The sequence below is a fragment of the Streptomyces nanshensis genome (assembly GCF_001751255.1).
Classification (GTDB): domain Bacteria; phylum Actinomycetota; class Actinomycetes; order Streptomycetales; family Streptomycetaceae; genus Streptomyces; species Streptomyces nanshensis_A.
In genome coordinates, this window is the sequence record NZ_LJGW01000315.1 from 1 (window position 1) to 11,291 (window position 11,291).

Annotated in this window: 8 protein-coding genes and 1 pseudogene; 4 read left to right on the forward strand and 5 right to left on the reverse strand. The window is 71.8% G+C overall.

What is annotated here, in order from left to right:
• A pseudogene (locus AN218_RS18620) lies at nucleotides 1-517 on the reverse strand (ATP-binding protein); the annotation flags it as partial.
• Nucleotides 518-949: 432 nt separating this feature from the next.
• On the opposite strand from AN218_RS18620, the gene AN218_RS18625 reads away from it, so the two are divergent.
• A complete protein-coding gene (locus AN218_RS18625) occupies nucleotides 950-2,437 on the forward strand; it encodes an MFS transporter (protein ID WP_070018022.1) in 1,488 nt (495 codons plus the stop codon).
• 177 nt (nucleotides 2,438-2,614) lie between these two features.
• On the opposite strand, the gene AN218_RS18630 is transcribed toward AN218_RS18625, so the two are convergent.
• Entirely contained in the window at nucleotides 2,615-3,448 is an 834-nt protein-coding gene (locus AN218_RS18630; protein WP_244900524.1) for an MIP/aquaporin family protein, read from the reverse strand.
• A 156-nt stretch (nucleotides 3,449-3,604) separates the two neighbouring features.
• A complete protein-coding gene (locus AN218_RS18635; protein ID WP_244900523.1) occupies nucleotides 3,605-4,252 on the reverse strand; it encodes a TMEM175 family protein in 648 nt (215 codons plus the stop codon).
• A gap of 220 nt (nucleotides 4,253-4,472) precedes the next feature.
• Here AN218_RS18635 and AN218_RS18640 point away from each other — a divergent pair, with 220 nt between their 5' ends.
• Complete coding sequence (locus AN218_RS18640; RefSeq protein WP_070018029.1) at nucleotides 4,473-5,144, forward strand: TetR/AcrR family transcriptional regulator; 672 nt, start codon at nucleotides 4,473-4,475, stop codon at nucleotides 5,142-5,144.
• Here the strand turns inward: AN218_RS18640 and AN218_RS18645 are convergent.
• Both AN218_RS18645 and AN218_RS18650 read right to left on the reverse strand, forming a co-directional pair.
• The gene (locus AN218_RS18645; RefSeq protein ID WP_070018024.1) at nucleotides 5,113-6,243 is read right to left on the reverse strand and encodes a MaoC/PaaZ C-terminal domain-containing protein; all 1,131 of its coding nucleotides are present in this window, start codon (nucleotides 6,241-6,243) and stop codon (nucleotides 5,113-5,115) included. The two genes, AN218_RS18640 and AN218_RS18645, sit on opposite strands and share 32 nt — an antisense overlap.
• Nucleotides 6,244-6,248: 5 nt before the next feature.
• On the reverse strand, nucleotides 6,249-7,673 hold the full coding sequence (locus tag AN218_RS18650; protein WP_070018025.1) for a 3-oxoacyl-ACP reductase: 1,425 nt from the start codon (nucleotides 7,671-7,673) through the stop codon (nucleotides 6,249-6,251).
• Between the two features lie 72 nt (nucleotides 7,674-7,745).
• Here AN218_RS18650 and AN218_RS18655 point away from each other — a divergent pair, with 72 nt between their 5' ends.
• Both AN218_RS18655 and AN218_RS18660 read left to right on the forward strand, forming a co-directional pair.
• Nucleotides 7,746-9,050, forward strand: a complete 1,305-nt coding sequence (locus AN218_RS18655) for an acetyl-CoA C-acetyltransferase (RefSeq protein WP_070018026.1) — start codon at nucleotides 7,746-7,748, stop codon at nucleotides 9,048-9,050.
• 219 nt (nucleotides 9,051-9,269) lie between these two features.
• On the forward strand, nucleotides 9,270-11,216 hold the full coding sequence (locus AN218_RS18660; protein WP_070018027.1) for an AMP-dependent synthetase/ligase: 1,947 nt from the start codon (nucleotides 9,270-9,272) through the stop codon (nucleotides 11,214-11,216).
• Nucleotides 11,217-11,291: the final 75 nt, after the last annotated feature.

An 11,291-nucleotide genomic window follows, 5' to 3' on the forward strand; every position in this document is an offset into this window, starting at 1 on the left:
CCTCGTGGGCGGCGCCGGCCGGGCCCCGCTGTGCCGACTGCCCCAACTGCCCGGACTGGACGGGCGGTTCCACGCTCACGGCAACGCCGCCCGTCGCGCCCGTCGCACCCGGCGCACCCACGGCGCCCGTACCGCCCGGCCCGACCGCGCCGCCCGCCTCCGCCTCATGACGGCGCTGCCGGTACGCGGCGAGCTGCTTCTCCACGCCCTTCAGCGTCAGCCCCTGCCGTCCGAGCTGTACGGCGACGGCCTCCATCGCCTCCACGACGCTGGCCGTCGACTCGTCCACGACCGCCGTGACGGCGCCCTGCTCCCGCGCGACGCCCGCCAGTTGCCCGACGAGGGTCGACTTGCCCACGCCCGCCTGTCCGCGGATGTGGAAGAGGAACTGCGCCTGCTCGGGCGGCAGCGCCAAGTTCTCGCGGAACGCGGCGAGTTCGCTTCTGCGTCCCACGAATCCGTCGCGCCGCTGCCGCCGGATCAACTCCTGCCGCGAGAGCCGTTCCCGCCCCGCCATGCCGCTCACCCCCGTCACGACCGGCCCGCTGCGCCGGTGCGTCTCATGGTGCCCGACGGCGGGGACAGGGGGCGAGGATCCGCCGACCCTCCGTGACGGATTCCGCGCATTTCCCGCTCGTCCGTCCGCGCGCCCGCTCGTCTGTTGAATTCCGTGCACGATGCGAACACCCCGCGTACGGACGTGGATTATGCCTCCGGTATCCGCCGTGGCTTTCTTTCCGCGCCCGGGATGTTCCGCGTTGGGTGAAGTGCCGTGCGGAAGCGCACGTGCGCCGCTGAATTGCTCCCGCCCAACCGTCAATTCCGGACTTCCGGACGGCTTCGTGCGTGTTAACTGTGCGGCCAGGGTGTGCGGCCTGAGCCACTGTCAGATGACGGGCGCCGAGCGGTATGTCCTGGAAAACAACAAGCAATTCAGACGGAGTATGCAATGACAGTTCAAGATGGAAGCAACGGGACGCTTTCATCGGGCACGGTCAGAACCGCGGTGCCGGCTCGTCTCGACAGGCTGCCCTGGTCGCGGTGGCACTGGATGATCGTGATCGGTCTCGGGACGGTCTGGATCCTGGACGGGATGGAGGTCACCCTCGTCGGCAACATCGCCGGGCGTCTCTCCGAGCCCGGCAGTGGCCTCGCCATCACCTCGGCGCAGGTCACCGGCCTGGGAGCCGCGCTGTACGTGGCCGGTGCGTGTCTGGGTGCCCTCTATTTCGGATGGCTGACCGACCGGTTCGGGCGCAAGAAGCTCTTCCTGGTCACGCTCGCCGTCTATCTGGTGGCGACCGCCCTCACCGCCCTGTCGTTCGACAGTTGGTGGTTCTTCCTCTGCCGCTTCCTCACGGGCTTCGGCATCGGCGGCGAGTACGCGGCCATCAACTCGGCGATCGACGAGCTGATCCCCTCGTACTACCGGGGACGCGTCGACCTCATGATCAACGGCAGCTTCTGGCTGGGCGCCGCGGCCGGCGCCATGCTCTCGATCCCGATGCTGGACACGAGCATCTTCGCGCAGGACACGGGCTGGCGCCTGACCTTCGCCTTCGGCGTCGTCCTCGGCCTGGTGATCCTGGTCGTACGGAGAAACGTGCCCGAGAGTCCACGATGGCTGTTCATCCACGGACGCGGGGACGAAGCCGAATCCATCGTGCAGGACGCGGAGGCGCGCTGCCTCGCCCAGCACGGCGAGGGCAGCCTGCCCGAGCCCGCCGGCGAGATCGCCATCAACCAGCGCCAGGCGATCGGTTTCGGGACGATCGCCCGCACGGTCTTCTCCAAGTACCGTTCCCGTGCATTCCTGGGGCTTTCGCTCTTCGTCGGACAGGCGTTTCTGTACAACGCCGTAACGTTCGGATTCGGGGCGATTCTCGCGGCCTTCTACGATGTGCCCGCCGGTTCGACGGGCTATTACTTCGTGGCGATCGCGATCGGCAATCTCCTCGGCCCCATTCTGCTCGGTCCGCTCTTCGACACCGTGGGCCGCCGGATAATGATCGCCGGTACCTATATCGGGTCCGGCGTGCTCCTGTTCGGCACCGCGGCTCTCTTCTCCAGCGGTGTGCTGACGGCGACGACGCTCACGGTGTGCTGGAGCGTCGTGCTGTTCTTCGCGTCCGCGGGCGCGAGTTCCGCCTACCTCACGGTCAGCGAGATCTTCCCGATGGAGACCCGCGCCATGGCCATCGCGTTCTTCTACGCGCTGGGCACGGCCGTGGGCGGCATCAGCGGTCCGCTGATCTTCGCCGAGCTGACGGAGAACGGCGTTCTCGCGGACACGACGCTCGCCTTCGAGATCGGTGCCGGTCTGATGTGCCTGGCCGGTCTGGTCGCGGCGTTCCTCGCCGTGCCCGCCGAGCGCCGTTCCCTGGAGGACATCGCCGCACCGCTCTCCTCGCAGGAGGAGACGGCGGCGGTGAGCTGAAACGGCCGTCTCTCCGCCCGACCGGTCCGCGACGACGGGGGCTGTTGCCGCGATGCGGGCCGGTCATGACGAAGACCTCCGTTCCGGAGCCCTGCGGGCTTCCGGCGACGGAGGTCTTCGTCTCTCTCGGCGGCTTCAGCGGCTTCAGCGGCCCCGGCCGGTGAGGAAGGGGGCCGGCTACTCCGCCTCCCCCGCCCTTCCCTCCGGGTGCACCTCGCCCCGTGCCGTGATGACCCGGCTGATGAAGTGCTCGTACACCAGCGCCCCGATGACGCCGCCGATGAGCGGGCCGACGATGGGGATCCACCAATAGCCGCTGAACCAGTCGAAACTGCCCGGGAGGGCGATCGACCCCCATCCCTCGAAGAAGGTGAACAGCCGGGGCCCGAAGTCACGGGCGGGGTTGATGGCGTACCCGGCGTTCGTGCCGTACGTCAGGCCGATCGCGACGACGACGAGACCGATCAGGAACGGCCCCATGTTCGACTGCGGTGCCGTGTTGCGCATGTCGATGAGGGCGCAGACGAGCAGCAGCAGGAAGGCCGTGCCGACGATCTGGTCGAGCAGGGGACCCCACCAGGAGTTGCCGAAGTACTCGGCCGGGAAGGTCGCGAAGATCGAGAACGTCGGCAGTGATTTCTCGCGTCCCGTGCCCTCCTTGGCGTTGAACGCGTCGATCGCCCAGTGGTACGTGGCGTAGACGACGGAGGCGGCGACGAAGGCGCCGACGAGCTGCGCTCCCCAGTACGGCAGCACCTTGCGCCAGGGGAAGTGCCCGCGGACGGCGAAGCCGAGCGTCACCGCGGGGTTGATGTGGGCGCCGCTGATGCCGCCCGCCACGTACACGCCGAAGACGACGGCCAGGCCCCATCCCCAGGAGATGATCAGCCAGTTGGACGGTCCGAAGTCGCCGGTCTGCCGGCCCGAGCCGGAGAGCCCGACGACCGCGACGGCGACCGAGCCGCAGCCGATGAGGATGAGGACGAAGGTGCCGAGGAACTCGGCCAGCATCTCGCCCCCGAGCCCCGTTCTGTAACCGAGTCGGCGTGCACTGCTCTTCGTGTGCTGCTCAGCCATCGGCTCTCCTCTTCGCTCGCGCAACAGCCCTGCCGTGCCTCCCCGAACGGTAAGCAGGGGGGCTGACGTCAACGCGGGGCTGACCGCGCGTCACTCCGTTTGTCCACCCGATGGCGTACGGGCCCGCCGGTAGAGGCGTCCGATCAGGAATTTGGCCGGGATCAGGGCGACCCAGCACCACATCGCGGCGTACGGCGAGACGAAGGCGAGGGGCGCGGTGACGCCGAAGACGAGCACCGTGGAGGCCAGGTCGGCGGTGTCGAGTCGGCGCCCGTGGAGGGCGGCCCGGTCCCGCGCGGGCCCGCGGCGCCGGTGCGAGGTGACCAGCAGCGCGAGATGCACGGAGTTCAGCGCGGTGACGCTGAGGGCGTAGACGGCGACGGCCTGCGGCTGGGCGCTGTACTCGGCGAGCAGTGCGGTGGGGAAGGGCAGCAGCGCCGTCAGTCCGAGGCCGAGCAGGGTGAGCCCGGTGACCTTGCCGTCCAGCGAGTCGAAGGCGGCCAGGATGCGGCGGTGGTCGAGCCAGAACTGCGAGATGACGGCGAAGCTCAGGGCGTACGCGGCGATGTGCGGAAGGGTCAGATGCAGGGCCTCGTGGAAGCCCTTGTCGCTGAGGCCCCGCCGGACGGTGATGTCGAGCACCAGCAGCGTCATGGCGATGGAGAAGACGCTGTCGGAGAGGTTCTCCAGGCGTTCGATCCCTCCGCCTGACCGAGGGGCGGGCGATGTGCGGTCCACGTCCCGGATCGTAGGTCCGCGGCGGTACGGGCGGATTCATCCCGCGCCCGCCGTGCGGAGATCGGCGCCGTCCGTGCGGTCGTCCGCGCCCGTGCTCGCCGGATGCGCCGGCCGGAGGCCCACGTACGCTACGTCCGGGCATCGTGTGGGGAAACGGGGGAGAGGACGAGGGGGCGCAGTGGTGGAGACCAAGAGCACGCGCGGCGGGGGGCGCCGGCGGATGCCGCGGGAGGTGCGCGAGCGGCAGATGCTGGACGCGGCCGTCGCGGGCTTCGCACGGCACGGCTACCAGGCGGCGTCGATGGACGACATCGCCGAGGAGGCGGGGGTCTCCAAGCCGCTGGTCTATCTGTATCTGAAGTCCAAGGAGGACCTGTTCACGGCGTGCATACGCAGGGAACGGGCGGCGCTCGTCGAGGCGGTGCGGGGCGGTACGGGCGCGGACCGCGCGGACGGTGACGGGCCCCGGGCGGGCGGCGTCCCCGGCTCCGGGGGATCCGGTGCCGAGCAGCAGCTCTGGCGGGGGCTGTGCGCCTTCTTCGCGCACACCGCCGCGCGGCCCGAGGGCTGGTCCGTGCTGCACCGGGCGCACACCCAGGGCGAGCCCTTCGCCCGTGAGGTCGCCGGACTGCGGGCGGAGATCACCGAGTTGGTGACGCTGCTGCTGGGCCGGGCGGCCGTGGACGCGGGCTGCGACGAGGAGTTCGCCGAACGGGAGGTCTCCGGGCTCGCGCACGCGATGGTCGGCGCGGCGGAGTCGCTCGCGGTGTGGGCCAACTCCCGTACGGACGCGGTGCCTTCGCCGAAGGAGACCGCGGCCACCCTGATGAACTTCTGCTGGACGGGGCTGGGTCAGATGATCAAGGGCGCTCGCTGGTCACCTCACCGGTGAGGTGCAGCCGCGGCTGCTTCTCGCCGCCGCTTCCGCCCTTGTCACCGTCGCCCTGCCCGTTGCGGTGCCCGCTTCCGCTCCCGGTTTCGCCGTAGGTTCCGCCGTCGGTTTCGCCGTGCACTCCGCGCAGTTCGAAGCGGTGCACCCGCACCGGCGCCCGGTAGTTCCCGACCGGCGCGGTCGGCTCGTCCATGCCGTAGGCGACGGTCGAGGGAAGCAGCACCGGGGCCTTGAACTCGGCGCGGGCGGTGAGCTGTTCGCCTCCGTCGGCGGCGCCGGTGGCGGCGAGCGCGCGGGCGAAGGTCCACATGCCGTGGGCGATATGGCGGGGGAAGCCGAAGAGCTTCGCGGTCAGCGGGTGCAGATGGATCGGGTTGCGGTCGCCGGAGGCGCGGGCGTAGCGGCGTCCGAGGCCGGAGGGCAGCCGCCAGTGGTCGCGTACGGGCAGGGGGTGCGGCGCGGCCGGCGGTTCGGGGCGGGGTCCCTGGGGTCCGGACGCCGCACCGGTCGGGCCCGTGGCCTCGCGCTGCGCGAACTCCCCTGCCCCGTCGCCCCGTTCGCCGTCCGCCGTGCGGTGCCGGCACAGATAGGTGCTGCGGGAGTGCCACACGAGCCGGCCGCCCAGCCGCGCCTCCGTCACCACGTCGAAGCTGCTGCCGCGCCGGTGCGGTGTCAGGGCGTTGGTGTGCACGGAGATCTCCGGGCGTTCGCCGGGCCGCAGCGCGCGGTGCTGGGTGAGTTCGATGCCGGTGTGCACGAGGCCGAGCACCGGGAAGGGGAAGTCGGGCTGCGACATCAGCAGCATGGCGAGGGGGAAGCCCATGATGTGCGGATAGCTCGGCGGCACCGGCCCGCCGCCCGCGTCGCCTCTGCCGTTTCTCTCCCCTTCCCCCGCACCGTCGCCGTCCGGCGCGGTGAAGCCGCACACGCGGGCGTACGCGCGCAGCCGCCCGGTGTCGATGTCCGCCTCCGGAAGCACCAGCCGCACTCCGGGCAGCCGTGCCCCCTCGTACGGCCCCCGCTTGGAGCGCGAGGCGAGCGCGCCGCGTGCGAGCACCACCGGCAGCCGCGGCGGTGAGTCGATGCGCTGGACGGTCATGCCGCTCACGCTCCCAACAGGCTCTGGCCGCAGACCCGTACGACCTGGCCGTTGACGGCGGAGGAGGCGGGACTCGCGAGCCATGCCGTGGTCTCCGCGACGTCGACGGGAAGGCCGCCCTGGCTGTGGGAGTTCATACGGCGGCCCGCCTCCCGGATGAAGAAGGGCACGGCCGCGGTCATCTTCGTCTCGATGAAGCCGGGGGCGACGGCGTTGACCGTGACGCCGTGCTCGGCGGCGGCCCGCGGCGCCAGCGACCGTACGAGACCGATGATCCCCGCCTTGCTGGCCGCGTAGTTGGTCTGTCCGACGTTGCCGGCGATGCCCGCGATGGAGGCCGTGGCGACGACGCGGCCGGTGCCGCGGTTCAGCGCCTCCCCGGCCAGCAGACGGTCGGTGGTGCGCAGCACGGAGGCGAGGTTGACCTCCAGCACCTGGTCCCAGCGCTCGGCCTTCATGTTGGCGAGCTTCCGGTCGCGGGTGATGCCCGCGTTGTGGACGAGGACGTCCAGGCCGCCGGGCGGGAGCGCCGCGGCGATGCGTTCGCCCGCGTCGTCCGCGGTGATGTCGAGGGGGAGCGCGGTGCCGCCCAACTCCTCGGCGACGCGGGCCAGTTCGTCCCCGGCCTGCGGGACGTCGAGGCAGAGGACGTGGGCGCCGTCCCGGGCGAGCGTCGCCGCGACCGAGGCGCCGATGCCGCGCGCGGACCCGGTGACCAGGGCCGTACGCCCCTGGAGCGGGCGCTCCCGGTCGAGTCCGGCGGCGGCCTCGGAGGAGGAGGGCGCACCCGCGGCGGGCGGGCCGATCTCGATGACCTGGCCGCTGACGTAGGCCGACTTGGGCGAGAGCAGGAAGCGCAGCGTGGACTCCGCGTCCGCGGGAGTGGCGCCCGGCGCCAGCCGCAGGAGCTGCGCGGTGCGCCCGCCGCCGGTCTCCTTCGCGAGGGAGCGTACGAAGCCCTCCAGCGCCTGCTGCGCCGCGGCCTGGTGGTGGTCGGCGTCGTCGGGGCGCGCACCGAGCACCACGAGCCGTCCGCACTCCGCGACGGAGCGCAGACGGGGGTGCAACAGCTCGTGCAGGCGCCGCAGTTCGGCCGTCGTCCGTACGCCCGTGGCGTCGACGACGACGGCGGCATGGCGGTCCGCGGGCCGGGCGTCCGCGCCGGTCGTGCTGCCGCCCGCGGTGGCGCCCGCGGCGCCGTCGTCCGTCCGTACGGGAAGGCCGGAGCCTTCGAGCGCCGCCCTCAGCTCCTTGGTATGTGCACCGGCGTCGCGCGGAGGGACCGCCGTGAGGTGCAATATGTCAGCTCCGTCCAGCACGGGCCGCGCCGCCGACCACCGGTGCAGCGGCAGGGGACGGGGGAGCCCGAGGCGGCGGGAGAGGAGGCGGCCTGGACGTGTGTTGGTCCAATGCAGATAACGGTCGGCCATTCCCTGTTTCCTCCGGCTCGCGTAAATTTACTTCCGAGTAAGGTTACTTTCAGGTCAGGAGTTTGGTCGAGGATGAGTTCCAGCGGCCTTATAAGTTCCCGCACCCCGCGCCGAGTTGCCGTCGTCGGCGGCAGCCGCATCCCCTTCGCGCGTTCGGACGGCCCGTACGCGACGTGCGGCAACCAGGAGATGCTCTCGGCGGCGCTCGACGGGCTGGTCGAGCGCTACGGGCTGACGGGCGAGCGCGGCGTCGGGGAGTTCGTCGCCGGTGCCGTGCTCAAGCACAGCCGCGACTTCAACCTCGCGCGGGAGACCGTGCTCGGCTCCCGGCTCGACCCGCGCACCCCCGCGTACGACATCCAGCAGGCTTGCGGCACCGGCCTCCAGGCCGTCATCGCCGTGGCCAACAAGATCGCCCTGGGGCAGCTCGACTCCGGCGTCGCCGGCGGGTCCGACACCGCGAGCGACGCGCCTCTCGGCGTCAACGACGAACTGAGGCGCATCCTTCTCGCGGCGCGCAGGGCCAAGACGTTCAAGGAGCGGGCGAAGGAGATCGCCCGCATGCGCCCGCGCCACCTCGTGCCCGAGATCCCGCGCAACTCCGAGCCGCGCACAGGGCTTTCGATGGGCGAGCACGCCGCGCGTACCGCCCGCGAGTGGGGCATCGGACGGTACGAGCAGGACGCGCTCGCCGCCGCCAGCCACCGCAACCTCGCCACCGCCTACGACAGCGGCTTCCTGCACGACCTGGTCGTGCCCTTCCGCGGCCTGGCCCGCGACCACAATCTGCGCCCCGGCACCTCGACGCAGAAACTCGCCGAGCTGCGGCCCGTGTTCGGGGCGGACCAACCCGACGCGACCATGACGCCGGGCAACTCCACCCCGCTCACCGACGGCGCCGCGACGGTGCTGCTCGCGAGCGAGGAGTGGGCGGAGCGGCACGGGCTGCGTCCGCTGGCGTATCTCTCGGCGTACGAGACCGGAGCCGTCAGCTTCTCCGCGCAGGACGGCGGGCCCGGCGAGGACGGGCTGCTGATGGCGCCCGCGTACGCGGTGCCCCGGATGCTGGAGCGCGCCGGGCTGGGCATCGAGGACTTCGAACTCTTCGAGATCCACGAGGCGTTCGCGTCGCAGGTCCTGGCGACCCTGGCCGCCTGGGAGAAGCGCGGGCTCGCGCCCGTCGACCGTGAACGCCTCAACGTCGCCGGCTCGTCGCTGGCGACCGGGCACCCCTTCGCCGCGACCGGCGCCCGCATCGTCGCGACCCTCGCCAAGCTCCTCGCGGAGCGGGAGGGGGCCGCGGCGGGGGCGCGCGGACTGATCTCCGTGTGCGCGGCGGGCGGACAGGGGGTGACCGCCGTACTGGAGAAGGCGTAACGCGTGACTCGGAACCCGCGGCCCGGAATCGGTAACCCGAACCCGAACCCGAACCCGTAGCCGCGGGACCCGGGCCGTCCCCGACTCGCCCTCGCCGAGCCGCCGTCGGCGAGTCGCTCCGTCCGTCCGTGCGGCGGGCCGCCGAGCCGCCCGCCGTCGGTCCGTCGTCCCGTCGACTCGCCGAAACGCACCGAGGTACCTCACGAACAGGAGCCGCTCGTGACGACCCAGCCCGCAACCCCAGCCCAGGCCCCCGCCGCCGACCCCGCCGGACCGGTACTCGTCGAGCCGGACAAGGAGGTGGTGGACGGAGTCGTACGGGAGGCGCGCACGGTGCCGTTCGCGCCGGCGGTCACGAGCGGTTCCCTCGGCGACATCCCGTTCACCAACGCCGTCGAGGCGCCCTTCGAGGCGGTGCTCAGCCGCAAGAAGCGGGACGGTACCTGGCATGAGGTGACGGCGACGGCCTTCGCTCAGGAGGTCCTCAACACCGCGAAGGGCCTGATCGCCCTCGGCTTCGAGGCGGGCGACCGTCTCGCCCTCATGGCCCGTACGACCTACGAGTGGACGCTGCTCGACTTCGCGGGCTGGGCGGCCGGGCTCGTCACCGTCCCCGTCTACCCCACGTCCTCCGCCGCGCAGGCCCGCTACATCCTCCAGCACTCGGGCGCACGCGGCTGCGCCGTCGAGAACGTCGAGCAGTCGCGTCTGCTCTCCGAGGAGCGCGGCGCGATGCCCGCCCTCGAACATCTCTGGCAGTTCGACACCGGTGCGCTCTCCCAGATCGCGGACGCCGGACGGGAGTTGGACGACGACGCGGTCGAGCGGCGCCGCGCCCTGACCGGCCCGGACGACGTCGCCACCCTGATCTACACCTCCGGCACGACGGGGCAGCCGAAGGGCTGCGTCCTCACGCACGGCAACTTCTTCGCCGAGGTGGACAACGGCATCGAACTGCTGCACCCCGTCTTCAAGTCCGTCAGCAAGGACCCCGCCTCGACCCTGCTCTTCCTGCCGCTCTCGCACGTCTTCGGGCGGATGGTCGCCGTCGCCTGCATGCGGGCCCGCGTACGGCTCGGACACGCGCCGAGCATCCAGACCGACGAACTCCTCGCCGATCTGGGCGGGTTCAGGCCGACGTTCCTGCTCGCCATCCCGTACGTGCTGGAGAAGGTCTACAACACCGGCCGCGCCACCGCCGAGACGATGGGCCGCGCCTCCTCCTTCGACCGTGCCGCGCGCATCGCCCGCCGGTACGGCGAGGCCGTCGAGGAGCAGGAGCACGGGCGCGGCTCCGGGCCGGGCCCCGGGCTGAAGGCCGCCCGCGGCCTGTACGACCTGCTGGTCTACCGCCGCATACGGGCCGCGCTCGGCGGCCGCTGCCGGTACGTCATCAGCGGCGGCTCCCCGCTCGGTTCGCGCCTCGCCGCGTTCTACGAGGGCGCCGGCATCTCCGTCTTCGAGGGGTACGGGCTCACCGAGACCACCGCCGCCTCGACCTGCACCCCGCCGCTCAAACCCCGGCTGGGCACGGTCGGCTGGCCGCTGCCGGGCACCGCCGTGCGCATCGCCGACGACGGCGAGGTGCTGCTGCGGGGCCCGCATGTCTTCAGCGGCTACTGGGACGCGCAGCGGCAGGCCGCGGTGCCGGACACCGGCGACGACGGATGGTTCGCGACGGGCGACATCGGCGTCCTCGACGACGAGGGCTATCTGACGATCACCGGCCGCAAGAAGGACCTCATCATCACCTCCGGCGGCAAGAACATCGCCCCCGCGCCCCTGGAGGACTGGCTGCGAGCCCACCCCCTGATCAGCCAGTGCCTGGTCGTCGGCGACGACCGCCCGTACATCACCGCGCTGCTGACCCTGGAGGCGGACGGGCTCGCGCACTGGCAGCGGATGCACAAGAAGCAGGACCTGACGCCCGAACAGCTCGTGGAGGACGGCGACTTGCTCGCCAACCTCCAGCAGGCCGTCGACGAGGCGAACCGCATGGTCTCCCGCGCCGAGTCCATCCGCCGCTTCGCGGTCCTGCCGCACGACTTCACGGAGGAGGCGGGTCATCTGACGCCGTCGCTGAAGCTCAAGCGGGCGGCGATCGTACGGGATCACGCGGCGGACATCGCGAAGCTGTACGAGAGGTCCGGGAGGTCCGGGCGGTAAGGGAGGTCCGGGGGGTCCGGGCGGTAGGGCGCGCGCAGCCGGAACGAGAGCAGGCCCCGCCGAGACCGGCCGTGT

Coding starts and splice junctions, on each gene's coding strand:
- AN218_RS18625 (WP_070018022.1), top strand. CDS start 950: ATGACAGTTCAAGATGGAAGCAACGGGACGCTTTCATCGGGCACGGTC.
- AN218_RS18630 (WP_244900524.1), bottom strand. CDS start 3,448: ATGCTGGCCGAGTTCCTCGGCACCTTCGTCCTCATCCTCATCGGCTGC.
- AN218_RS18640 (WP_070018029.1), top strand. CDS start 4,473: ATGCCGCGGGAGGTGCGCGAGCGGCAGATGCTGGACGCGGCCGTCGCG.
- AN218_RS18645 (WP_070018024.1), bottom strand. CDS start 6,243: ATGACCGTCCAGCGCATCGACTCACCGCCGCGGCTGCCGGTGGTGCTC.
- AN218_RS18650 (WP_070018025.1), bottom strand. CDS start 7,673: ATGGCCGACCGTTATCTGCATTGGACCAACACACGTCCAGGCCGCCTC.
- AN218_RS18655 (WP_070018026.1), top strand. CDS start 7,746: ATGAGTTCCAGCGGCCTTATAAGTTCCCGCACCCCGCGCCGAGTTGCC.